Here is a 24,671-nt window from a genome sequence, read left to right on the forward strand (position 1 = left end):
GTGGATAACTTATTCCACCGTCACCGACTTCGCCAGGTTGCGTGGCTGGTCGACGTCGGTGCCTTTGAGTACGGCGACGTAGTACGACAGCAACTGCAGCGGGATGGTGTAGAGGATCGGCGAGAGGATGTCGTGGATATGCGGCATCTGCACCACGTGGGTGCCTTCGCCGTTGGACATCCCGGCCTTCTCGTCGGCGAACACGATCAGTTCACCGCCACGGGCGCGGACTTCCTGCAGGTTGGACTTGAGCTTCTCCAACAGTTCGTTGTTCGGCGCCACGGTGACCACTGGCATGTCGTTATCCACAAGCGCCAGAGGGCCGTGCTTCAACTCACCGGCCGGATAGGCTTCGGCGTGGATGTAGGAGATTTCCTTGAGCTTCAAGGCACCCTCCATTGCGACCGGGAATTGCGCGCCACGGCCGAGGAACAGGGTGTGGTTCTTCTCGGCGAACAGCTCGGCGATTTTTTCCACGGTGCTGTCCATCGCCAGCGCTTCGCCCAGACGGGTCGGCAGACGACGCAATTCTTCCACCAGCGTGGCTTCAACGTCTTTGCCGAGCGTGCCGAGTACCTGACCCAGCGACAGGGTCAGCAGCAGCAGGCCGACCAGTTGCGTGGTGAACGCCTTGGTCGAAGCCACACCGATTTCGCGACCAGCCTGGGTCAACAGCGTCAGGTCGGACTCACGCACCAGCGAACTGATGCCGACGTTGCAGATCGCCAGACTGGCGAGGAAGCCCAGTTCCTTGGCATTACGCAGCGCGGCCAGGGTGTCGGCGGTTTCGCCGGACTGGGAAATGGTGACGAACAGGGTGTCCGGCTGCACTACCACTTTGCGGTAGCGGAACTCACTGGCGACTTCGACCTGGCACGGAATACCGGCCAGTTCTTCGAGCCAGTAACGCGCGACCATACCGGCGTGGTAACTGGTACCGCAGGCAACGATCTGCACGTTGCGCACTTTGGCGAACAGTTCGGCAGCCTGTGGACCGAAGGCCTGCACCAGTACCTGGTTCGGACTCAGACGGCCCTCCAGGGTGCGTTGCACAACGGAGGGTTGCTCATGGATTTCCTTGAGCATGTAGTGGCGGAACTCACCCTTGTCGGCGGCTTCGGCACCATCGCTGTACTGCACGGTCTGGCGCTCGACGGTTTGACCATTTACATCCCAGATCTGCACGCTGTCGCGGCGAATTTCGGCGATATCGCCCTCTTCCAGATACATGAAGCGGTCAGTGACCTGGCGCAGGGCCAACTGGTCGGACGCGAGGAAGTTCTCGCCCAGGCCCAGACCGATCACCAGCGGGCTGCCACTGCGCGCGGCTACCAGACGATCCGGTTGTTGTGCATTGATCACCGCCAGACCGTAGGCACCGTGCAATTCCTTGACGGTGGCTTTCAACGCTACGGTCAGGTCAGGTTGATCCTTGAGTTTGTGGCTCAGCAGGTGCGCGATGACTTCGGTATCGGTGTCCGAGGTAAACACGTAACCCAGCGCCTTCAGTTGCTCACGCAGGGCTTCGTGGTTCTCGATGATGCCGTTGTGCACCACGGCAATATCACCGGAGAAATGCGGGTGCGCGTTACGCTCGCAAGGTGCACCATGCGTCGCCCAACGGGTGTGGGCGATACCGAGACGGCCAACCAGCGGCTGTGCAGCCAATGCTGCTTCCAGTTCGCTGACCTTGCCCGGACGACGCATGCGCTCAAGCGTCTGCTCGTTGGTGTAGACCGCCACACCGGCGCTGTCATAGCCGCGGTATTCAAGGCGCTTGAGGCCTTCGAGCAAGATAGCGGTGATATTACGTTCAGCTACTGCGCCGACAATTCCACACATGCTTATTTCTCCTGACTGACAGCCGCGCAAATCAAGGTGATACCGCGGGCCTGAATCTGATCGCGGGCCTCTTGTGGCAGGCGATCATCGGTAATGAGGGTATGGACACTGCTCCACGGCAGCTCCAGGTTGGGAATCTTGCGGCCGATCTTGTCGGCCTCGACCATCACGATCACTTCCCGCGCCACGTCGGCCATCACCCGGCTCAGACCGAGCAACTCGTTGAACGTGGTGGTGCCGCGCACCAGATCGATACCATCGGCGCCGATAAACAACTGGTCAAAGTCGTAAGAGCGTAGTACCTGCTCAGCCACCTGGCCCTGGAAGGACTCCGAATGCGGATCCCAGGTGCCGCCGGTCATCAGCAGCACCGGCTCGTGTTCGAGTTCGCTCAGGGCGTTGGCGACATGCAGGGAATTGGTCATGACGACCAGACCCGGCTGCTGGCCAAGCTCGGGGATCATGGCGGCGGTGGTGCTGCCGCTGTCAATGATGATGCGGGCATGCTCGCGGATGCGTTTGACGGCAGCACGGGCAATCGCCTGTTTGTACTTTGAAACGCTTTGGCCTGGTTCCGCGACCAGTTCCTGCGGCATGGTGATCGCCCCGCCGTAACGGCGCAGCAACAGACCATGGCTTTCCAGTGCGGCCAAATCCTTGCGAATCGTAACCTCAGAAGTTTCGAAGCGCTTGGCCAGTTCATCCACACTGACTTCGCCCTGCTCATTCAGCAAGGCGAGGATATTGTGTCGGCGTTGGGGCGTGTTGCGTTTCGACATGACGGTCTAAGTTTCGATTCGAAAGATAACGGAAGCAATCAAAACCTATCGGCCATAAATCGTCAAGCGACAGATCGAAAATTTTAGAAACGACACAGACGAATGTGGGAGCGGACTTGCTCGCGAATGCGGAGGGTCAGTCACTTAAATGTGAAACTGAAACACCGCATTCGCGAGCAAGCCCGCTCCCACATTTGGATTCAAGCATTAAGTGCAGCTGTGGATAACTCAGCTCTTCTTGATCTTCTCCGGCCGCTTCCAGCCATCGATATTCTTTTGCCGCGCCCGACCAACGGCCAACTGGGCGTTATCCACATTCTGGGTGATGGTCGAACCAGCCGCGGTGGTTGCCCCGGAAGAGATATCCACAGGGGCGACCAACGAGTTATTGGAGCCGATGAACACATCTTCGCCCAACACGGTTTTCCACTTGTTGGCGCCATCGTAGTTGCAGGTAATGGTGCCCGCGCCAATGTTGGTGCGGGCGCCGATTTCCGCGTCGCCGAGATAGGTCAGATGCCCGGCCTTGGCGCCCTCACCCATGCGCGCGTTTTTCAGTTCGACAAAGTTACCCACATGCGCGCGCGCGTCTAGCACTGTGCCCGGACGCAGACGGGCAAATGGACCGGCATCACTGCCTTCACCAAGAATTGCGCCTTCGATGTGGCTGTTGGCCTTGATCACCACGCCTTTGCGCAAGGTGCTGTCCTTGATCACGCAGTTCGGACCGATCACCACGTCGTCTTCGATGACAACATTGCCTTCGAGGATCACGTTGACGTCGATCAGCACATCGCGACCGACGGTGACTTCGCCACGCACATCGAAACGCGCCGGATCACGCAGGGTCACGCCTTGCGTCATCAGCCGGCGACCAGCACGCAACTGGTAATGCCGCTCCAGCTCGGAGAGTTGCTTACGATCATTGGCGCCCTGCACTTCCATCGGGTCGTGCGGTTGCTCGGTAGCCACCACCAAGCCGTCATTAACCGCCATCTCGATTACGTCGGTCAGGTAGTACTCGCCTTGCGCGTTGTTGTTCGACAGGCGGCTCATCCAGTCGGCGAGACGATTGGCCGGGACGGCGAGGATGCCGGTGTTGCCTTCGGTGATTGCGCGCTGGGCTTCACTGGCATCTTTATGCTCAACAATGGCAGCGACCTTACCGTCAGCGTTGCGTACGATGCGACCGTAACCGGTCGGGTCTTCCAGCTCGACGGTCAACAGGCCCATCTGGCCCGGAACGACGTGCTTGAGCAGGCGCTGCAGGGTTTCGACTTCGATCAATGGCACATCGCCGTAGAGAATCAGCACGGTGTCGGCGTTGATGAACGGCACAGCCTGAGCGGTGGCATGACCGGTACCAAGCTGTTTGTCCTGCAATACGAAATTCAGATCATCAGCCGCCAGGCGCTCACGCACCACATCGGCACCATGGCCAATGACCACATGGATGCGCTGCGGATCAAGTTGCCGCGCGCTGTGGATAACATGACCAAGCATGGAATTGCCGGCGACCGGGTGCAACACCTTCGGCAATGCCGAGCGCATACGGGTGCCTTGACCGGCCGCGAGGATAACGATTTCGAGAGACATGACTGGCTACCAATCCTGGGTGGTCAGCAACTGCGACCGGGTTGTAAAAATCGGAAAAGAAAAAGGGTAGCCGAGGCTACCCTTTTTTATCAATCGCACAACAAGTGGCTGACGGATTAACCGCCAAACTTCTTGCGGATCTGCTGGACGGTGCGCAGCTGAGCTGCAGCCTCGGCCAGACGTGCGGACGCAGCTCCGTAATCGAAATCTGCGCTCTTCTCGTGCAGAGCAGCCTCGGCAGCCTTGAGAGCTGCTTGAGCCTGAGCTTCATCCAGGTCGGCGGCACGTTGCACAGTGTCGGCAAGAACCTTGACCATGTTCGGCTGAACCTCGAGGAAACCACCGGAGATGTAGAACACCTCGGCTTCCCCGCCTTGCTTGATCAGGCGGATCGGACCTGGCTTCAGATTAGTGATCAGCGGCGCGTGACCCAGAGCGATACCAAGATCACCCAGTGCACCGTGCGCAATCACCATCTCGACCAGGCCGGAAAAGATTTCCCCTTCCGCACTGACGATATCGCAATGGACTGTCATAGCCATCTGATTGCCTCAACCTAAATTAGCGCCCGTTGCCGGGCGCCGGGATTACAGTTTCTTGGCTTTCTCGATCGCTTCTTCGATGCCGCCAACCATGTAGAACGCTTGTTCTGGCAGGTGGTCGTAGTCACCGTTGAGGATGCCTTTGAAGCCAGCAATGGTGTCTTTCAGGGAAACGTATTTACCCGAAGCACCGGTGAAGACTTCAGCCACGAAGAACGGCTGCGACAAGAAGCGCTGGATCTTACGAGCACGGTTAACCAACTGTTTGTCGGCTTCCGACAGCTCGTCCATACCCAGAATCGCGATGATGTCTTTCAGCTCTTTGTAACGTTGCAGAACGTACTGAACGCCGCGAGCGGTGTCGTAGTGGTCCTGGCCGATTACGTTCGGATCCAGCTGGCGCGAGGTCGAATCCAGTGGATCTACCGCTGGGTAGATACCCAGGGAGGCGATGTCACGGGACAGAACGACGGTGGCGTCCAAGTGGGCGAAGGTGGTCGCTGGCGACGGGTCGGTCAAGTCGTCCGCAGGTACGTATACCGCTTGGATCGAGGTGATCGAACCTTCTTTGGTCGAAGTGATACGTTCTTGCAGAACGCCCATCTCTTCGGCCAGAGTCGGCTGGTAACCTACTGCCGAAGGCATACGGCCCAGCAGTGCGGATACTTCAGTACCGGCCAGGGTGTAACGATAGATGTTGTCGACGAACAGCAGAACGTCGTTACCTTCGTCACGGAACTTCTCGGCCATGGTCAGGCCGGTCAGGGCTACGCGCAGACGGTTTCCCGGCGGCTCGTTCATCTGACCGTAAACCAGTGCCACTTTGTCCAGAACGTTGGAGTCCTTCATCTCGTGGTAGAAGTCGTTACCCTCACGAGTACGCTCACCCACACCGGCGAACACGGAATAACCGCTGTGCTCGATGGCGATGTTACGGATCAGTTCCATCATGTTTACGGTTTTGCCTACACCGGCACCACCGAACAGACCGACTTTACCGCCTTTGGCGAACGGGCAAACCAGGTCGATAACCTTGATGCCGGTTTCCAGCAGGTCGTTGCCGCCTGCCTGTTCAGCGAACGAAGGTGCTGCGCGGTGAATGCCCCAGCGCTCTTCGGTGGCGATCGGACCGGCTTCGTCGATCGGGTTACCCAGAACGTCCATGATCCGGCCCAGGGTCGCTTTACCGACCGGTACGGAGATGGCTGCGCCAGAATCGGTAACTTCCAGACCGCGCTTCAAGCCCTCGGTGGAACCCATCGCAATGGTGCGAACCACGCCGTCGCCCAGCTGCTGCTGAACTTCCAGAGTGGTTTCGGCCGCGCTCACTACTTTCAGCGCGTTGTAGATGCTCGGTACGCTGTCGCGTGGAAATTCCACGTCGATAACGGCGCCGATGATTTGAACGATACGTCCGCTACTCATAGCTGGATCCTCTGAATATTTGAACCGTTAAACCGCGGCAGCGCCGCCGACGATTTCCGAGATCTCTTGGGTGATCGCAGCCTGACGCGCCTTGTTGTAGATCAGCTGCAAATCGCTGATCAAATCACCGGCGTTGTCGGTAGCGTTCTTCATCGCGATCATCCGCGCAGCTTGTTCAGCCGCGTTGTTCTCGACCACCGCCTGGTACACCTGCGACTCCACGTAGCGCACCATCAAGCCGTCAAGCAGCTCTTTGGCGTCTGGTTCGTAGAGGTAGTCCCAGTGGTGCTTGAGTTCTTGATCCGGGGTTGCCACCAGTGGAATCAACTGCTCCACGGTAGGCTGTTGTGTCATGGTGTTGATGAACTTGTTGGATACCACGGACAGGCGATCGATACGGCCCTCCAGGTAGGCATCCAGCATCACCTTGACGCTGCCGATCAAGTCATTGATCGACGGCTCTTCACCCAGGTGGCTGATAGCTGCAACGACGTTACCGCCGAAGTTGCGGAAAAAGGCCGCACCCTTGCTACCGACTACACACAGATCAATCTCGACGCCGTTTTCGCGGTTTACCGCCATGTCCTTGACCAGGGCCTTGAACAGGTTGGTGTTCAAGCCGCCGCACAGACCACGGTCACTGCTCACCACGACATAACCAACGCGCTTTACTTCACGGTCGATCATGAACGGGTGGCGGTATTCCGGGTTGGCGTTGGCCAGATGCCCAATTACCTGGCGGATACGCTCCGCATAAGGACGGCTGGCTGCCATGCGCATTTGTGCCTTGCGCATTTTGCTCACCGCCACTTTTTCCATGGCGCTGGTAATTTTTTGCGTGCTTTTGATGCTCGCAATCTTACTGCGAATCTCTTTTGCGCCTGCCATGTAACACCTATCAGGTTAGCAAGCGGGAGCCTTGCGGCTCCCGCTGCGGCTTACCAGGTTTGGGTGGCCTTGAACTTCTCGATACCGGCTTTCATGCCAGCGTCGATTTCGTCATTGAAGTCACCTTTAACGTTGATCTTGGCCATCAAATCGGCGTGATCGCGGTTGAAGAAAGCAATCAGCGCTTGTTCGAAGCTGCCGATCTTGGCGATTTCAATGTCAGTCAGGAACCCACGCTCAGCGGCATACAGCGACAGCGCCATGTCAGCGATCGACATTGGTGCGTATTGCTTCTGCTTCATCAGCTCGGTAACGCGCTGACCATGCTCAAGTTGCTTACGGGTCGCTTCGTCCAGGTCAGAAGCGAACTGGGCGAATGCCGCCAGTTCACGGTACTGAGCCAGAGCGGTACGGATACCACCGGACAGCTTCTTGATGATCTTGGTCTGAGCGGCACCACCCACACGGGATACCGAAACACCGGCGTTCACTGCAGGGCGGATGCCCGAGTTGAACATGGCCGATTCCAGGAAGATCTGACCGTCGGTGATGGAAATCACGTTGGTCGGAACGAACGCGGAAACGTCGCCAGCCTGGGTTTCGATGATCGGCAGTGCGGTCAGGGAACCGGTTTTGCCGGTCACTGCGCCGTTGGTGAACTTCTCTACGTATTCTTCCGAAACGCGGGATGCGCGCTCCAGCAGACGGGAGTGGAGATAGAACACGTCGCCTGGGTAAGCTTCACGGCCTGGTGGACGGCGCAGCAGCAGGGAAATCTGGCGGTAAGCCACTGCTTGCTTGGACAGATCGTCATAAACGATCAGCGCGTCTTCACCGCGGTCGCGGAAGAATTCACCCATGGTGCAACCGGAGTACGGTGCCAGGAATTGCAGCGCAGGAGATTCCGAAGCACTGGCAGCCACGATGATCGTGTTGGCCAGGGCGCCGTTTTCTTCCAGCTTGCGAACCACGTTGGCGATGGTCGATTGCTTCTGACCGATGGCTACGTAGACGCAGAAAATGCCGCTGTCTTTCTGGTTGATGATCGCGTCGATCGCCAGAGCGGTTTTACCGATCTGACGGTCACCGATGATCAGCTCACGCTGGCCACGGCCGACAGGGATCATGGCATCGACAGCCTTGTAGCCAGTCTGTACAGGCTGGTCTACCGACTTACGCCAGATCACGCCCGGTGCAACTTTCTCGACCGCGTCGGTCAAGGTGTTGCCCAGTGGACCTTTGCCGTCAACAGGGTTACCCAGTGCGTCGACTACGCGACCCAACAGTTCCTTACCAACCGGAACTTCGAGGATGCGGCCGGTGCACTTGGCGCTCATGCCTTCAGCCAGACTGGTGTATGCGCCCAGTACAACGGCACCTACGGAGTCTTGCTCCAGGTTGAGGGCCATACCGTAGACGCCGCCCGGAAACTCGATCATCTCGCCGTACATGACGTCGGCCAGACCGTGAATCCGCACGATGCCGTCAGATACGCTGACGACAGTGCCTTCGTTACGGGCTTGGGAGGTCACATCGAGCTTGTCGATGCGGCCCTTGATAATTTCACTTATTTCGGAAGGATTGAGTTGCTGCATTGCTCTGCTGCCCCTTCAAACTCAAGATTTCAATGCTTCGGCAAGTTTCGCGATTTTGCCGCGAATCGAGCCATCGATAACCAGGTCGCCGGCGCGGATAACGACACCACCTATAAGGGCAGCATCCTCCGCAACTTGCAGGCGCACTTCCCGGTTGAGTCGTGCACTGAGAACCTTGGCGAGTTTGTCTTGCTGTTCTTGGTTCAATGCGAAAGCACTGGTCACTTCAACGTCTACCGACTTCTCTTGTTCGGCCTTGTACAGGTCGAACAGAGCGGCGATCTCCGGCAGAAGCGGGAGACGGTCGTTTTCGGCAACGACATTGATGAAGTTCTGTGCCTTGGCATCAAACTTGTCGCCGCACACGTCAATGAACGTGGCGGCCTTTTCTGCGCTCGTCAGTCGCGGGGCCTTGAGCACGCGCTGCATGGTGTCATCTTGTGACACCGCTGCAGCCAGGCCGAGCATGGCTGACCAATTGGCCAGTTGCTGGTGGGCCTGAGCGTGCTCGAAGGCCGCCTTAGCGTAAGGTCGGGCCAACGTGGTCAGTTCTGCCATGATCGCCCTCGCTTAGATTTCAGCAGCCAGTTGGTTAACCAGCTCTGCGTGCGCGTTTTGATCGATTGTGGCACCCAGGATCTTCTCGGCGCCGCCGACAGCCAGCAAGCCCACTTGGGCACGCAGCTTGTCTTTGACACTGTTCAGTTCCTGTTCGATCTCGGCTTGAGCCTGAACCTTCACACGGTCAGCGTCGATACGGGCTTTTTCAACAGCCTCTTCAACGATCTGGTTACCGCGTTTCTTGGCTTGCTCGATGATTTCAGCTGCCTGAGCTTTCGCTTCGCGCAGTTGCTGACCCGCTTTCTCTTGGGCCAACTCCAGGTCGCGAGCTGCACGGCTGGCAGCGTCCAGACCATCAGCGATCTTCTTTTGACGTTCGTGCAGTGCCGCGATGACCGGAGGCCATACGAACTTCATGCAGAACAGTACAAAAATCAGGAACGCAACGGACTGGCCAATCAGGGTCGCATTAATGTTCACGCCAACACCTCGCAGTTACGTTGTCCATCACACCAAATTACTCGGAAGAATCCGGGTAATTAGCCAGCGATCTGACCAACGAACGGGTTCGCAAAGGTGAAGAACAGAGCGATACCAACACCGATCATGGTTACGGCGTCGAGCAGACCGGCAACGATGAACATTTTAACTTGCAGCATTGGAACCATTTCTGGCTGACGCGCTGCGCCTTCCAGGAACTTGCCGCCCAGCAGGCCGAAACCAATTGCGGTACCCAGTGCGCCCAGGCCGATCAACAGTGCAACAGCGATAGCGGTTAGACCAACTACAGTTTCCATCTTTCCTCCCGACTTTTACGTCGTATGGTTTAGGTTTTTTAGATTAAAGCGGTAAAACAAATCGTTTCAGGTGCCCTGTGAAGAGCCCCTTCCCGTTTGACCGGGAAGGACATCAGACTAGTCGAGACTGGTCTTAATGGTTTTCTTCGTGCGCCATCGACAGGTAGACGATGGTCAGCATCATGAAGATGAACGCCTGCAGTGTGATGATCAGGATGTGGAACACAGCCCACGCCCACTGCAGAACAACGCCCAGGCCGCTCAGCCAGAGCAGGCCGCTGCCGAACATCACAGCGATCAGAATGAACACCAGCTCGCCGGCATACATGTTGCCGAACAGACGCAGAGCCAGAGAGATCGGCTTGGCGATCAGGGTCACGAATTCCAGCAGGAAGTTCACCGGGATCAGCAGGGCCTGAACGAAGATGTTCTTGCTGCCGAACGGGTGCAGGGTCAGTTCGCCGATGAAGCCGCCGATGCCCTTGACCTTGATGCTATAGAAAATGATCAGTGCGAAAACCGAGAACGCCATGCCCAGAGTCGCGTTCGGGTCGGTAGTCGACACGGCACGGAACGGGATGTGGTGGTCGCCGGTGATCAGGATGGCCAGCTGAGGAATCCAGTCGACCGGTACCAGGTCGACGGCGTTCATCAGGAACACCCAGACGAAGATGGTCAGTGCCAGCGGTGCAATCACCGGGCTACGGCCATGGAAGCTGTCTTTCACGCTGCCATCGACGAATTCGACCAATACTTCAACGAAGTTCTGCAAAGCACCTGGCTGACCCGAAGTCGCTTTCTTTGCCGCCATGCGGAAAAGGAAAACGAAGATCAGACCCAGCGCGACCGACCAGCCGAGGGTATCGACGTGGAAAGCCCAGAAGCCCATTTCCTTGGCTTCTGCTGCGGTATGGGCAAAGCCCCAGCCGCCGTTAGGTAGCTGACCGAAGGTCAGGTTCTGCAAGTGGTGCTGGATATAGCCCGAAGCGGTTGTTTCTGCCATGGTTGCCTCAAACGCCCTAAGGTCTCGAAAGTCTTGTTCTCATCAGCAGGGGAGCGAACCAGCTGACCGACTGAGTCAGCACGAAAGCGCCGAATACTGCGATCGGCGCCAATGGCTTCACACCTGCAAACACCAGTGCAAACAGCACTGCCGTCAAAATCAGTTTGCCTGCCTCGCCGGCATAAAATGACCGGACGATGGACTGGGCTGCTCGGGCGCCGGAAAACCGAAATGCCTTGTGAGCGAAATAAACATTGGGCAGCAAGGCTATCAGGCCTCCGCAAAGTCCCGAGTATCCGGCAACGACTCCATGCCATTGCCAGAGCGCCAAAGCGGCAATGAGCAAAATGACAAATTGAGCCATCAACACCGGAAAAACCGCCAGGCGATGGAACGGCAGGCGGTTTGGCTTGCGGGTTTCCATCACGTTCGCTCTCCAATGGTCGGCTGCCAGAATTCAATAACTTGGCATAATTTGTGCCGACAAAATGCGCGCAGAGTATAGGGGCGGTTCTGCCCCTATTCAACTGTCAGGTAGTGATTTCCGACTGCGCGCTACATGAGGAAATGTTTCAGCGGATGTGTGCGAGCACACCTTGAAGCTCATCGAGTGAGTTGTAACCAATCACCAGTTGGCCTTTTCCCTTCTTCCCGTGGCGAATCTGCACCGCAGAGCCTAGGCGCTCGGCCAGACGCTGTTCGAGCCGGGCGATATCCGGGTCGGGTTTGGCCGCTTCCACAGGCTCCGGTTTGCCACTCAACCACTGGCGAACCAGTGCCTCGGTTTGGCGCACAGTCAGGCCGCGTGCGACAACATGTCGCGCCCCTTCCACCTGTTGATTGTCCGGCAGACCGAGCAAAGCACGGGCATGACCCATTTCCAGGTCGCCGTGGGACAGCATGGTTTTGATGACTTCCGGCAGTGCAATAAGTCGCAACAGGTTAGCCACAGTCACGCGGGACTTACCCACAGCCTCGGCAACCTGTTGCTGAGTGAGCTGGAATTCCTGCTGCAGACGCTGCAAGGCGACGGCTTCTTCAATCGGGTTCAGGTCTTCACGCTGGATGTTCTCGATCAGCGCAATGGCTATCGCGGTCTCATCCGGCACATCCCGGACCATCGCCGGGATGGTTTCCTGGCCGGCCTGCTGGCTGGCGCGCCAGCGGCGTTCACCGGCGATGATTTCGAAGCGGCCACCGCCAATCGGGCGAACCACGATCGGCTGCATCACGCCTTGCGCCTTGATCGACTGCGCCAGCTCTTCCAGCGCCTGCGGATCCATGTCGCGGCGTGGCTGGTATTTGCCACGCTGCAGCAGGTCCAGCGGCAGGTGTTGCAGCTCACGGGTATCGGCCTGCGCCGCCTGTTCTTCCAGCGCGCTGACGGTCGGACCACTCAGCAGTGCATCCAGTCCACGTCCGAGACCTCGTTTCTTGACGGCCATGGGGATTCCTTAAGTTGGCTGGGCAGCGGCGATGCGTGAATTTTTGCGCTGACGGCGAACCATCTCGCCCGCCAGGGCCAGGTAGGCCAGCGCGCCGCGCGATTGCTTGTCGTAGGCCAATGCCGGCATCCCGTAACTCGGCGCTTCGGCCAGACGGATGTTGCGCGGGATCACCGTGTCGTACAGCTGTTCGCCAAAGTGTTCCTTGAGCTGCGCCGAAACATCGTTCATCAGGCTCAGACGCGGGTCGTACATGGTGCGCAGCAGGCCTTCGACTTTCAGGTTCGGATTGAGCAGTTCGGCGATACGCTTGATGTTATCCACAAGGTCGCTCAAACCTTCGAGCGCAAAGTACTCGCATTGCATGGGGATAATGACCCCATCGGCGGCAACCAATGCGTTCAGGGTGAGCATCGACAGCGACGGCGGGCAGTCGATCAGAATGTAATCGTAGTTCTCACGGATTGGCGCCAGCGCACTGCGCAGACGGCTTTCCTTCATCTGCATTTCCAGCAGAACCACTTCGGCCGCGGTCAGGTCGCGGTTGGCCGGCAGCAGTTGATAACCGCCGTGCTCGGAGTAGTGCATGGCCTGGGCCAGATCGCATTCGCCGATCAGCAGGTCGTAGACCGAGTTTTCCAGGCCATGTTTATCCACACCGCTACCCATGGTGGCGTTGCCCTGTGGATCGAGATCGATCAACAGCACCCGGCGCTTGGTCGCGACCAGGGATGCTGCGAGGTTGATGCAGGTGGTGGTCTTGCCCACACCACCCTTCTGGTTCGCTATCGCGAATACCTTAGCCATTCTTGCTTGTGTTCCCAATCATGCCGTGCGGCGCAGTATCAGCAGATGGCGTTGGCCTTGGCAACCGGGTACGGCCAGGGCGTGTTCGCTATCGAGTTTGAAGTCTGCCGGCAATGCTACCAGCTCATCGGCCGGATGAACGCCCTTCATTGCCAGCCAGCGCGTGTCGGCATCGCCGAGGTGGCGAGTCCAGTTGGTGAAGTTCTCCATGCTGCTGAATGCCCGGGAAATGATCCCGTTGAATGGCTGGGCAGGCTGGAACGCTTCAACGCGACTGTGGATAACTTGCAGGTTATCCAGTTTGAGTTCGAGTTTGACCTGAGTCAGGAAGCGGGTTTTCTTGCCGTTGCTGTCCAGACAGGTCACTTGCGAATCCGGATACAGGATCGCCAACGGGATCCCCGGCATGCCGCCGCCGCTGCCGACGTCGAGCCAGCGGCCGTTTTCGATGAACGACATCACGCTCAGGCTATCGAGCAGATGCCGCGAAACCATTTCGTCGGGATCGCGAACTGCAGTCAAGTTGTAGGCCTGGTTCCATTTGATCAACAGGGCCAGGTAGCCCAGCAACAATTCGTGCTGAGCTGCGCTGAGATTGACACCGAGCTCGCGGGCTCCTGTGGATAACTCTTCGGCGTGTTGCGAAGTGACCTTAGAACTCAAGCGCTTTGCTCCAACTGACGGCCCGCGCCGCGTTTTTTCAAATGAATCATCAACAGCGAAATCGCTGCCGGGGTCACGCCCGGGATCCGCGAAGCCTGACCGAGCGTCTCCGGACGCGTCGCACCGAGCTTGCTCTGGATCTCCTTGGAGAGACCGGAAATGTTGGTGTAATCGATATCCACAGGCAGTTTCGTGTCTTCACTGGCGCGCAGACGGGCGATTTCGTCCTGTTGACGGTCGATGTAACCGGCGTATTTGGTCTTGATCTCAACCTGTTCGGCGACCTGTGGGTCTTCGGCGCCCTGCCCGGTTACTTCGACCAGACCAGCGTAGTCGATTTCCGGACGGCTCAAGAGGTTGAGCAAGTTGTATTCGTGAGTCAGCGGCGTGCCGAATTTTTCGGCAATCGCATCGCCCTGCTGCGTGCCCGGGCGAACCCAGGTGCTCTTCAGGCGCTGCTCTTCGAGTTCGATGCTTTCGCGTTTCTTGCAGAAGGCCGCCCAACGCGCGTCATCGACCAGACCCAGTTCGCGACCTTTTTCGGTCAGACGCAGGTCGGCGTTGTCTTCACGCAGGATCAGGCGGTACTCGGCACGGGAAGTGAACATGCGGTACGGCTCTTGGGTACCGAGAGTGATCAGGTCGTCGACCAGCACGCCGATGTACGCCTCGTCGCGACGCGGGCACCAGGCTTCTTTGCCCTTCGCGCGCAGCGCAGCGTTGGTCCCGGCGAGCAAACCTTGCGCACCGGCTTCTTCGTAACCGGTGGTGCCGTTGATCTGACCAGCGAAGAACAGCCCGCCGATAACTTTGGTTTCAAGGCTGTATTTCAGGTCACGCGGGTCGAAGTAGTCGTACTCGATCGCATAACCCGGACGCACGATGTGCGCGTTTTCCATGCCGCGGATCGATTGCACGATCTGCAATTGCACGTCAAACGGCAAGCTTGTGGATATCCCGTTAGGGTACAGCTCATGGGTGGTCAGGCCTTCCGGCTCGATGAACACCTGATGGCTTTCCTTGTCGGCAAAGCGATGGATCTTGTCTTCGATCGACGGGCAGTAGCGCGGACCGATGCCCTCGATTTCGCCGGCAGCGGAATACATCGGCGAACGATCGAGGTTCGCCGCGATGATTTCGTGGGTGCGGGCGTTGGTGTGGGTAATCCAGCAACTGACTTGGCGTGGATGCTGTTCCTTGTTGCCCATGAACGACATCACCGGAATCGGCGTATCGCCCGGTTGCTCGGTCATCACCGAGAAATCCACAGACTTGCCGTCAATGCGCGGCGGCGTACCGGTTTTCAGGCGACCAACACGCAGCGGCAGTTCACGCAGACGATGTGCCAGGGCAATCGACGGCGGATCACCGGCGCGACCGCCGGAGAAATTCTGCAAACCGATGTGGATAAGTCCACCGAGGAAGGTACCAGTGGTCAACACCACGGAATCGGCGAAAAACCGCAGACCCATCTGCGTGACAACACCGCGCACCTGTTCCTGCTCGACGATCAGATCATCAGCGGCCTGTTGAAATATCCACAGGTTCGGCTGGTTTTCCAGAATTTCGCGGACAGCGGCCTTGTACAGAATGCGGTCGGCTTGCGCACGGGTCGCCCGTACGGCCGGACCTTTGCGGCTGTTCAATACGCGAAACTGGATGCCGCCCAGATCGGTAGCCATGGCCATCGCGCCGCCGAGGGCGTCGATTTCCTTGACCAGATGGCTTTTGCCAATACCACCGATGGCCGGGTTGCAGCTCATGGCACCGAGGGTTTCCACGTTATGCGTCAGCAACAGGGTTTTCGCCCCCATACGTGCTGAGGCCAGTGCTGCCTCGGTACCGGCATGACCGCCGCCGATGACGATCACTTCAAAACGGGAAGGGAAATCCACCACGCACCTCGTGCCTGCTTAAGTAGGTCATTCAGGAATAGTTTGAGATCAGGTTTCTGAACCTGGTCGACAAGTATAGGGACTTCGCCCTTCCTAAAGAACCCTTTGCACAAAAATTAACCAGCTGTGGAGAACTCGAGGTTAAAAGAATAAAAAAGAGAGAAATTTATAAAACCTTTGTTTTAATGCTTATTCTTACTGAGCGACCTTTCTGTGGATAGATTGCTACAGGCCTCATTATTCAATGTGTACAGAGTTTCAAAACCCTGTTATCAGGTGACAATGAGGCCCTTGGATAACCGCTTTAAGCCTGTGGATGAATGGGGTGGTTATCCACAGAGGCAGTTATATCCAGTTTTCAGGCCCTGTTATCAACTGACCTCAGAGGCAGTTATTCACAGGGCTTAATCCACAGAAATCAGGTTGATGAGTGATTGGCGGGCAGCGGAAATCCGTTCAGGAAGAGAGAATCTGCCCGGCATTGGAGAAAGGAATCGAGAAATGAAGAGTGCAGACAGGCCGCGAACGGGCCTGTCTGTGGAGAGCAGAAGGGTTATTTACCGATGCAGAAGCTGGAGAAGATCCGGCCAAGCAGGTCATCGGAACTGAATGCCCCGGTGATTTCCCCGAGAGAGTGCTGTGCCTGACGCAAATCTTCGGCCAGCAGCTCGCCGGCACCGGCCAACGTCAGCTGTGCGCGACCATGTTCCAGCGCTGCACTGGCGTGGCGCAGAGCCTCCAGATGCCGCCGACGGGCACTGAAGCTGCTTTCCGAGGTTTGCTCATAGCCCATGCAGGCCTTGAGATGTTCGCGCAGCAATTCCAGACCTTCGCCGGCGGCTTTGGCGCTGAGGCTGATGGTTACGTGGCCATCGTCGCTGACTTCCAAAGCAATCGCTTCAGCTGTCAGGTCAGCCTTGTTGCGGATCAAGGTAACTTTAGCCGGATCTGGCCGGGTTTCGAGGAATTCCGGCCATAGGGCGAACGGGTCTGCAGCTTCCGGCGCGGTGGCATCGACTACCAGCAGCACCCGATCCGCTTCAGTGATCGCTTTCAACGCACGCTCGACGCCGATCTTTTCCACCTGATCATCGGTGTCGCGCAGACCTGCAGTGTCCACCACGTGCAATGGCATGCCGTCGATGTGGATATGTTCGCGCAAGATATCCCGGGTCGTGCCGGCAATTTCAGTCACGATCGCCGCTTCGCGGCCGGCCAGGGCATTCAACAGGCTGGACTTGCCGGCATTCGGACGACCGGCGATCACCACCGTCATGCCATCACGTAACAAGGCACCCTGCCCGGCCTCACGCAGTACGGTGGATAACTCTTCACGTACCTTGTCGAGCATGCTCAGTACGTGGCCATCGGCCAGGAAGTCGATTTCCTCTTCCGGGAAATCGATGGCGGCTTCGACGTAGATGCGCAGGCCAATCAGTTGTTCGGTGAGGTTATGCACACGCTGGGAAAACGCCCCCTGCAAGGAGCGCAGTGCATTGCGCGCAGCCTGTGCCGAACTGGCTTCGATCAGGTCGGCGATCGCCTCGGCCTGAGCCAGGTCGAGTTTGTCGTTGAGGAACGCGCGCTCGCTGAATTCACCCGGGCGGGCCAGACGGCAACCCAGTTCCAGGCAACGCTTGAGCAGCATGTCGAGAACGATCGGGCCACCGTGTCCCTGCAGTTCCAGCACGTCTTCGCCGGTGAATGAGTTTGGTCCCGGGAAATAAAGGGCCAGGCCTTCGTCCAGCACCTGCTGATCATCACTGAAAAACGCACCGTAATGCGCGTAACGCGGTTTCAGTTCGCGGCCGCTGATGGCTTTGGCCGCAACACTGGCCAACGGCCCGGAAATACGGACGATGCCGACACCACCACGACCTTGAGCGGTGGCGACGGCGGCGATGGTTTCACGAGGTGCGCTCATAAACCGGAATCCAGACAAAAGTGGCAGATAGCAAAACGCCCCACTAGGGGGCGTTTTGAGTGGTGTTATCCACAGTGCAAGTTACGCCTCGGCTTTTTTCGTCGCCGCTTCGATCTTACGCGTGATGTACCACTGTTGTGCAATCGACAGGCAGTTGTTAACAACCCAGTACAGCACCAGACCTGCAGGGAACCACAGGAAGAAGAAGGTGAAGATGATTGGCATCATTTTCATGACCTTCGCCTGCATCGGATCCGGCGGAGTCGGGTTCAACTGCTGCTGGATGAACATGGTTGCGCCCATGATGATCGGCAGAATGAAGAACGGATCCTTGATCGACAGGTCAGTGATCCACAGCATGAACGGCGCCTGGCGCATTTCCACGCTTTCGAGCAGAACCCAGTACAGCGAAAGGAAAACCGGCATCTGCACGAGGATCGGCAAGCAGCCGCCCAGCGGGTTGATCTTCTCTTTCTTGTACAGCTCCATCATGGCTTGCGACATTTTCTGCCGGTCATCGCCATGTTGCTCTTTCAGTGCAGCCAGTTTCGGCGCAACGGCACGCATGCGCGCCATCGATTTGTAGCTGGCAGCCGACAGCGGGAAGAAAATACCCTTGATCAGCATGGTCAGGAAGATGATCGACCAGCCCCAGTTACCGACAATGGCGTGGATATGTTGCAGCAGCCAGAAGATTGGCTGGGCAATGAACCACAGAATGCCGTAGTCGACAGTCAGTTCCAGACCTGGGGACAACTCTTTCAGCACCGCCTGGCTTTTCGGACCGGCGTACAGCACAGCGCTGGTTTCAACTTTGGCACCCGGTGCAGCGGTCAGAGTAGGACCGGTGTAACCGATGATGTAGTTGCCTTTGCTGTCTTTACGGGTCTGGACGATGTTGTTTTCGCCCTTGGCCGGAATCCACGCGGTCACGAAGTAGTGTTGCAGCCAGGCTACCCAGCCACCGGTGACGGTTTCTTTCAACTGCGCCTTGTCCATGTCCTTCATGGACACTTTCTTGTACGGCTCCGAACTTGTCCACAGGGCGGCACCCAGGTAAGTGGCGGTACCCGTAGCGGTTGTGGACGAAGGATCTGCGCTGCTATCGCGCTTCAACTGGGCGAACATCGCGCCGTTCCAGGGCTGAGCGCTCTGGTTATCCACAATGTAGGAAACGGCAACGTCATACAGGCCGCGTTTCAGGGTGAAACGCTTGATGTAATTGACGCCGTCCTTGCTGAACTTCAGGTCCACGACCAGTTGGTCCTGACCGTCAGCCAGTTGATAAGTCTTCTTCTCCGAGGAGTAGACCGGGCGACCAGCCGGATTTGCGTCCGGGCCGTTGGTGCCGATCAGACCGCTTTGCGCCAGATAAACACGCTCGCCGCCGTTATCGAACAGCTGAAACGGAACGTCCGGACGATCCTGACGACGTGGATACAGAGGCAAGGTCAGTTGAGCAACGTCGCCACCTTGTGGATCGATCGCGAGATCGAGCACGTCGGTTTTGACCTGGATCAGATCCTTGCTGGCAGCGACTGGAGTTTCCACAGGTGCGCTGGTATCGCTCGCGGCACGCGGAATATCGTCACTGGCGGAAGCGTTATTGCCAGGAACGGTGTCCGGCAAACCGGATGCAGTCGTACTGGAAGCAACATTCTGAGTCGGCAGGGCAGCCTGGCCATAGTCCTGGTTCCATTTAAGAACCATAACGTAGGACACGATTGCCAGGGCGACGATCAGGATCGTGCGTTTGATATCCATGATTACTCGGCCATCGAAGAAGAACGGGAGGTAGGGATAGGTGGAACCGGGTCATAACCACCGGGATTCCACGGATGACAGCGACCTAAACGACGAAAGGTCAGCCAGCCACCGCGCAGAAGGCCATGATTTTCGATGGCTTCATACGCGTAGCAAGAACAACTGGGGTAGAAACGACAGTGACTGGCCATCAAAGGACTAATGGCGTAGCGATAAAACTGGATCGGAACGAGTGCCAGTTTACGCATCTGGACTGTCTACCCCTACAGTTTCGGTTTTGACTGCTGGAACTGGCTTGTTACGGGCCAGGCGCTTCCAGAGTTTGCCGAAATGCTGAATCAATTCGGGGTTTTCTACGTCGCCCAAACCTTTGCGCGCGACGATTACGATGTCCCAGCCGACCAGAGAATCCTGGTGCAGACGGAACGATTCGCGCATCAGACGTTTGAGGCGATTGCGCTCAACGGAGAGCTTTACGCTCTTTTTCCCGATAACCAGCCCGAGACGGGGGTGATCAAGGTCGTTGTTGCGCGCAAGGAGCAGGAGATTTTTCCCCGGAACCTTGCCGGTAGGGGAGTCAAAGACTGCCTTGAAATGCCGGGGGGTAAGCAGACGCTTTTCCCGACTGAAGTCCTGACTCACCTCCAGTGCCGGATTATCAAACTGCCAGACGCGCACGACCTTTGGCGCGGCGACGCGACAGGACGGCACGACCGTTCTTGGTAGCCATGCGAGCACGGAAACCGTGGGTACGAGCGCGTTTGATAGTGCTTGGTTGGAAAGTACGTTTCATGTCGTGTTACCTGGTTCGTCCACAACGGGCCGGAATGGCCCCCGTTTTAAGAGACCGGGGATTCTAGAGAAAGCAAGCCTTCAGGTCAATTTCCAACCAGCGTTTCCTTATAAATAGATCTCTGGAGCTCACGGAACCGGAATCCTGTTTGCCAGACATAAAAATAAAGAAGGGAATTATTTAAAGCTTTTCTGTAAAGCTTGTAAAAGCTAGGGCAGCCATCTTCTGTGGATAACCATCTTCAGCCCTTGTACAGCTTGATGTACAGAGAATGACAACTACAGTGGAAAACCGTGTTCAGCCTGTGCTGCGCTGTCGGATAACCTGTGTGTGGAATGGCCAGTTATCCACAGGCTGGTTATCCACCGAGTTCCACCCCCAGTTGTCCAGTGCCCTCAGAGGCGGTTATCCACAGAGCTTATACACACACCGTTGGTCGCCTTTTTACCGGTTAACGCATTGATTAATCATGGTCACCACACAACCTGCATGTGGATAAGTGGACGGCTCGCCGCTACAATGGCCGCTTGTTTTTGCCTCACCGGCTTTCAACTTAGGGGATATCCGTGTCAGTGGAACTTTGGCAGCAGTGCGTGGAGCTTTTGCGCGAGGAGCTGCCTGCCCAACAATTCAACACCTGGATCCGTCCACTACAGGTCGAAGCCGAAGGCGACGAGTTGCGCGTCTACGCACCGAACCGTTTTGTGCTGGACTGGGTCAACGAAAAGTACCTCGGTCGCGTCCTTGAACTGCTGGATGAGCACGGCAACGGCATGGCGCCAGCGCTTTCCTTATTAATAGGCAGCAAACGCAGCTCGGTACCGCGTGCCGCGCCGAACGCGCCGTTGGCCGCTGCGCAGGTGTCCCAGGCTCAGGCCAATACCGTGCCGGCCAGTGCACCAGCACCTGCACCAAGTGCAGCCCCGGCCAAGCGCTCGACGCAGAAAACCGAGGAAGTCAGTGAAGAGCCGTCCCGCGACAGCTTCGATCCGATGGCCGGTGCGGCCTCGCAACAGGCCCCGGTTCGCGCCGAACAGCGCACGGTGCAGGTCGAAGGCGCGCTCAAGCACACCAGTTACCTGAACCGCACCTTCACCTTCGAGAATTTCGTCGAAGGCAAGTCCAACCAGCTCGCCCGCGCGGCGGCCTGGCAGGTGGCGGACAATCCCAAGCATGGTTACAACCCGCTGTTCCTTTATGGCGGCGTCGGCCTGGGTAAAACCCACTTGATGCACGCTGTGGGTAACCATCTATTAAAGAAGAACCCGAATGCCAAGGTCGTGTACCTGCATTCCGAGCGCTTCGTGGCCGACATGGTCAAGGCGCTGCAACTGAACGCGATCAACGAGTTCAAGCGTTTCTACCGTTCGGTGGACGCTCTGCTGATCGACGACATTCAGTTCTTCGCCCGCAAAGAGCGTTCCCAGGAAGAGTTTTTCCACACCTTCAACGCCCTGCTTGAAGGTGGCCAGCAGGTCATTCTGACCAGTGACCGCTACCCGAAAGAAATCGAAGGCCTTGAAGAGCGCCTCAAATCCCGCTTTGGCTGGGGCCTGACGGTTGCCGTCGAGCCGCCGGAGCTGGAAACCCGCGTGGCGATCTTGATGAAGAAGGCCGACCAGGCCAAAGTCGAGTTGCCTCACGATGCGGCGTTCTTCATCGCCCAACGAATTCGTTCCAACGTCCGTGAGCTGGAAGGCGCGCTGAAACGCGTGATCGCCCACTCGCACTTCATGGGCCGTGACATCACCATCGAGTTGATTCGCGAATCCCTGAAAGACTTGTTGGCATTGCAGGACAAACTGGTCTCTGTGGATAACATTCAGCGCACCGTCGCCGAGTACTACAAGATCAAGATCTCCGACCTGCTGTCCAAGCGCCGTTCGCGCTCGGTGGCACGTCCGCGTCAGGTGGCCATGGCGCTGTCCAAGGAACTGACCAACCACAGCCTGCCGGAAATCGGCGATGTGTTTGGTGGTCGCGACCACACGACGGTGCTGCACGCCTGCCGCAAGATCAACGAACTTAAGGAATCCGACGCGGACATCCGCGAGGACTACAAGAACCTGCTGCGTACACTGACTACTTGATGAACACCAGCGCAGCTTATTAAGGCAAGGGACTAGACCATGCATTTCACCATTCAACGCGAAGCCCTGTTGAAACCCCTGCAACTGGTCGCAGGCGTCGTCGAGCGCCGACAGACCTTGCCGGTACTGTCCAACGTGCTGTTGGTCGTCGATGGCCAGCAACTGTCGCTGACCGGTACCGACCTGGAAGTCGAGCTGGTCGGTCGCGTGCAACTCGAAGAGCCGGCCGAAACCGGTTCCATTACCGTGCCTGCGCGCAAGCTGATGGATATCTGCAAAAGCCTGCCCAACGACGCGCTGATCGACATCAAGGTCGACGAGCAGAAGCTGGTCGTGAAGGCCGGCCGCAGCCGTTTCACCCTGTCGACCCTGCCGGCCAACGATTTCCCGACGGTTGAAGAAGGCCCGGGTTCGCTGACCTGCAGCCTGGAGCAGAGCAAACTGCGTCGCCTGATCGAACGCACCAGCTTCGCCATGGCCCAGCAGGACGTGCGCTACTACCTCAACGGTATGCTGCTGGAAGTCTCGGCCGGTGTGATCCGCGCTGTGGCCACCGACGGTCACCGGCTGGCCATGTGCTCGATGCAGGCCGATATCGGTCAGCCGGATCGCCATCAGGTGATCGTGCCGCGCAAAGGCATTCTGGAACTGGCGCGTCTGCTCACCGAGCCGGATGGCAACGTCAGCATCGTTCTGGGCCAGCACCACATCCGTGCCACCACCGGCGAATTTACCTTCACCTCGAAGCTGGTCGACGGCAAGTTCCCGGACTACGAGCGCGTTCTGCCGAAGGGTGGCGACAAGCTGGTACTGGGCGATCGTCAGGCTCTGCGTGAAGCGTTCAGCCGTACCGCGATTCTGTCCAACGAGAAGTACCGCGGCATCCGTCTGCAACTGGCCAACGGTCAGTTGAAGATCCAGGCCAACAACCCGGAGCAGGAAGAAGCGGAAGAAGAAGTGGGCGTTGAATACAACGGCGGTTCGCTGGAAATCGGCTTCAACGTGAGCTACCTGCTCGACGTGCTGGGCGTGATGACCACCGAACAGGTTCGCCTGATCCTGTCCGACTCCAACAGCAGTGCGCTGGTGCAAGAGTCCGACAATGACGACTCGGCTTATGTTGTCATGCCGATGCGTCTGTAATCAGCTGATCCTGGATGTCCTTAAGTCGTGTTTCGGTCACCGCGGTGCGCAATCTGCACCCGGTGACCTTCTCCCCCTCCCCCCGCATCAACATTCTTTACGGCGCCAACGGCAGCGGCAAAACCAGTGTTCTGGAAGCCATTCATCTGCTGGGGCTTGCCCGTTCGTTTCGTAGCACGCGGCTGTTACCGGTCATCCAGTACGAGCAACTCGCCTGCACCGTGTTCGGTCAGGTCGAATTGGCCGAGGGTGGCCACAGTGCGTTGGGGATATCTCGCGACCGTCAGGGCGAGTTCCAGATCCGCATCGACGGGCAGAATGCCCGTAGTGCTGCGCAGCTGGCAGAAATTCTGCCGCTGCAGTTGATCAACCCCGACAGCTTCCGCCTGCTCGAAGGTGCGCCGAAGATTCGCCGGCAGTTTCTCGATTGGGGTGTGTTCCATGTCGAACCGCGTTTCATGGCGACCTGGCAGCGTTTGCAGAAGGCCTTGCGCCAGAGAAACTCCTGGCTGCGGCATGGTACACTTGACGCCGTTTCGCAAGCGGTTTGGGACAGGGAACTGTGCCAGGCCAGCGCTGAAATCGATGAATACCGCCGCGCTTACATCAAAGCCTTGAAACCAGTCTTTGAACAAACCTTGAGCGAGCTGGTTGAACTTGAGGGTTTGACGCTCAGCTATTACCGAGGCTGGGACAAGGACCGGGAATTGAGTGCCGTACTGGCTGGTTCCGTGCAAAGGGATCAGCAGATGGGGCATACCCAGGCCGGACCACAACGTGCTGATTTGCGTCTTAGATTGGGCGCGCACAATGCCGCGGACATCTTGTCACGGGGTCAGCAGAAGCTGGTGGTCTGTGCCTTGCGAATTGCCCAGGGGCATCTGGTGAGCCAGGCTCGACGCGGTCAGTGTATTTATCTGGTGGATGACTTGCCGTCCGAGCTGGACGAAAGCCACCGCCGCGCGCTGTGCCGCTTGCTGGAAGACTTACGCTGCCAGGTTTTCATCACCTGTGTAGATCACGAATTATTGAGGGAAGGCTGGCAGACGGAAACGCCAGTCGCTCTGTTCCACGTGGAACAGGGCCGTATCACCCAGACCCACGACCATCGGGAGTGAA

24 protein-coding genes are annotated in these 24,671 nt (G+C 57.7%); 3 read left to right on the plus strand and 21 right to left on the minus strand.

Translation table 11 applies throughout. The annotated features are described in order from the left end of the window. Positions 1 to 9: 9 nt before the first annotated feature. From glmS to rpmH, 21 genes are all read right to left on the minus strand, one after another. Entirely contained in the window at positions 10 to 1,842 is a 1,833-nt protein-coding gene (glmS, locus tag ACS4NR_RS21720) for a glutamine--fructose-6-phosphate transaminase (isomerizing) (protein WP_456018316.1), read from the minus strand. A 2-nt stretch (positions 1,843 to 1,844) separates the two neighbouring features. Then, a complete protein-coding gene (locus tag ACS4NR_RS21725) occupies positions 1,845 to 2,621 on the minus strand; it encodes a DeoR/GlpR family DNA-binding transcription regulator (protein ID WP_095137804.1) in 777 nt (258 codons plus the stop codon). A 228-nt stretch (positions 2,622 to 2,849) separates the two neighbouring features. Next, a complete protein-coding gene (gene glmU, locus ACS4NR_RS21730) occupies positions 2,850 to 4,217 on the minus strand; it encodes a bifunctional UDP-N-acetylglucosamine diphosphorylase/glucosamine-1-phosphate N-acetyltransferase GlmU (RefSeq protein ID WP_456018317.1) in 1,368 nt (455 codons plus the stop codon). A gap of 116 nt (positions 4,218 to 4,333) precedes the next feature. Then, a complete protein-coding gene (locus tag ACS4NR_RS21735; RefSeq protein ID WP_007954164.1) occupies positions 4,334 to 4,759 on the minus strand; it encodes a F0F1 ATP synthase subunit epsilon in 426 nt (141 codons plus the stop codon). A 45-nt stretch (positions 4,760 to 4,804) separates the two neighbouring features. Further along, positions 4,805 to 6,184, minus strand: a complete 1,380-nt coding sequence (gene atpD / locus ACS4NR_RS21740; RefSeq protein WP_115986439.1) for a F0F1 ATP synthase subunit beta — start codon at positions 6,182 to 6,184, stop codon at positions 4,805 to 4,807. A gap of 27 nt (positions 6,185 to 6,211) precedes the next feature. Further along, on the minus strand, positions 6,212 to 7,072 hold the full coding sequence (gene atpG / locus ACS4NR_RS21745; RefSeq protein WP_010565870.1) for a F0F1 ATP synthase subunit gamma: 861 nt from the start codon (positions 7,070 to 7,072) through the stop codon (positions 6,212 to 6,214). 50 nt (positions 7,073 to 7,122) lie between these two features. After that, a complete protein-coding gene (gene atpA, locus ACS4NR_RS21750; RefSeq protein WP_047596971.1) occupies positions 7,123 to 8,667 on the minus strand; it encodes a F0F1 ATP synthase subunit alpha in 1,545 nt (514 codons plus the stop codon). A 21-nt stretch (positions 8,668 to 8,688) separates the two neighbouring features. After that, positions 8,689 to 9,225, minus strand: coding sequence for a F0F1 ATP synthase subunit delta (locus ACS4NR_RS21755; RefSeq protein ID WP_007911956.1), 537 nt, complete (start codon positions 9,223 to 9,225; stop codon positions 8,689 to 8,691). 12 nt (positions 9,226 to 9,237) lie between these two features. After that, entirely contained in the window at positions 9,238 to 9,708 is a 471-nt protein-coding gene (locus tag ACS4NR_RS21760) for a F0F1 ATP synthase subunit B (RefSeq protein WP_011336718.1), read from the minus strand. A 59-nt stretch (positions 9,709 to 9,767) separates the two neighbouring features. Further along, positions 9,768 to 10,025, minus strand: a complete 258-nt coding sequence (gene atpE, locus ACS4NR_RS21765; RefSeq protein WP_003097235.1) for a F0F1 ATP synthase subunit C — start codon at positions 10,023 to 10,025, stop codon at positions 9,768 to 9,770. Positions 10,026 to 10,158: 133 nt separating this feature from the next. After that, positions 10,159 to 11,028, minus strand: a complete 870-nt coding sequence (gene atpB / locus ACS4NR_RS21770) for a F0F1 ATP synthase subunit A (protein WP_007960779.1) — start codon at positions 11,026 to 11,028, stop codon at positions 10,159 to 10,161. 16 nt (positions 11,029 to 11,044) lie between these two features. After that, complete coding sequence (locus ACS4NR_RS21775) at positions 11,045 to 11,452, minus strand: F0F1 ATP synthase subunit I (RefSeq protein WP_003229783.1); 408 nt, start codon at positions 11,450 to 11,452, stop codon at positions 11,045 to 11,047. A 148-nt stretch (positions 11,453 to 11,600) separates the two neighbouring features. Continuing rightward, a complete protein-coding gene (locus tag ACS4NR_RS21780; RefSeq protein WP_007960777.1) occupies positions 11,601 to 12,473 on the minus strand; it encodes a ParB/RepB/Spo0J family partition protein in 873 nt (290 codons plus the stop codon). A gap of 9 nt (positions 12,474 to 12,482) precedes the next feature. Beyond that, on the minus strand, positions 12,483 to 13,280 hold the full coding sequence (locus ACS4NR_RS21785; protein WP_003229787.1) for a ParA family protein: 798 nt from the start codon (positions 13,278 to 13,280) through the stop codon (positions 12,483 to 12,485). A gap of 18 nt (positions 13,281 to 13,298) precedes the next feature. Then, entirely contained in the window at positions 13,299 to 13,943 is a 645-nt protein-coding gene (rsmG, locus tag ACS4NR_RS21790; protein ID WP_003229789.1) for a 16S rRNA (guanine(527)-N(7))-methyltransferase RsmG, read from the minus strand. Continuing rightward, entirely contained in the window at positions 13,940 to 15,838 is a 1,899-nt protein-coding gene (gene mnmG, locus ACS4NR_RS21795; RefSeq protein ID WP_456018318.1) for a tRNA uridine-5-carboxymethylaminomethyl(34) synthesis enzyme MnmG, read from the minus strand. The genes rsmG and mnmG overlap by 4 nt, the downstream gene beginning before the upstream one ends. A gap of 553 nt (positions 15,839 to 16,391) precedes the next feature. Next, positions 16,392 to 17,762 (minus strand): tRNA uridine-5-carboxymethylaminomethyl(34) synthesis GTPase MnmE, encoded by a 1,371-nt coding sequence (mnmE, locus tag ACS4NR_RS21800; RefSeq protein WP_166495139.1) that lies wholly within the window; start codon positions 17,760 to 17,762, stop codon positions 16,392 to 16,394. Positions 17,763 to 17,843: 81 nt separating this feature from the next. Then, positions 17,844 to 19,526, minus strand: coding sequence for a membrane protein insertase YidC (yidC, locus tag ACS4NR_RS21805; protein ID WP_115986445.1), 1,683 nt, complete (start codon positions 19,524 to 19,526; stop codon positions 17,844 to 17,846). 2 nt (positions 19,527 to 19,528) lie between these two features. Further along, positions 19,529 to 19,774: a membrane protein insertion efficiency factor YidD gene (gene yidD / locus ACS4NR_RS21810; protein ID WP_010465488.1), complete on the minus strand. Its 246-nt coding sequence runs from the start codon at positions 19,772 to 19,774 to the stop codon at positions 19,529 to 19,531. Next, complete coding sequence (gene rnpA, locus ACS4NR_RS21815; protein WP_011336726.1) at positions 19,767 to 20,168, minus strand: ribonuclease P protein component; 402 nt, start codon at positions 20,166 to 20,168, stop codon at positions 19,767 to 19,769. Before rnpA ends, yidD begins: the two co-directional genes overlap by 8 nt. A gap of 16 nt (positions 20,169 to 20,184) precedes the next feature. Beyond that, positions 20,185 to 20,319, minus strand: a complete 135-nt coding sequence (gene rpmH / locus ACS4NR_RS21820) for a 50S ribosomal protein L34 (RefSeq protein ID WP_003213577.1) — start codon at positions 20,317 to 20,319, stop codon at positions 20,185 to 20,187. A 566-nt stretch (positions 20,320 to 20,885) separates the two neighbouring features. Here rpmH and dnaA point away from each other — a divergent pair. Genes dnaA through recF form a run of 3 tightly spaced genes read left to right on the plus strand, consistent with a single transcriptional unit; the run spans position 20,886 to position 24,670 of the window. Next, the gene (dnaA, locus tag ACS4NR_RS21825; RefSeq protein ID WP_456018319.1) at positions 20,886 to 22,409 is read left to right on the plus strand and encodes a chromosomal replication initiator protein DnaA; all 1,524 of its coding nucleotides are present in this window, start codon (positions 20,886 to 20,888) and stop codon (positions 22,407 to 22,409) included. Positions 22,410 to 22,448: 39 nt separating this feature from the next. Continuing rightward, positions 22,449 to 23,552 (plus strand): DNA polymerase III subunit beta, encoded by a 1,104-nt coding sequence (gene dnaN, locus ACS4NR_RS21830; protein WP_003220202.1) that lies wholly within the window; start codon positions 22,449 to 22,451, stop codon positions 23,550 to 23,552. A 14-nt stretch (positions 23,553 to 23,566) separates the two neighbouring features. Then, a complete protein-coding gene (gene recF, locus ACS4NR_RS21835) occupies positions 23,567 to 24,670 on the plus strand; it encodes a DNA replication/repair protein RecF (RefSeq protein WP_003220208.1) in 1,104 nt (367 codons plus the stop codon). Position 24,671 lies beyond the last annotated feature (1 nt).

This window comes from Pseudomonas sp. JQ36 (assembly GCF_053851495.1).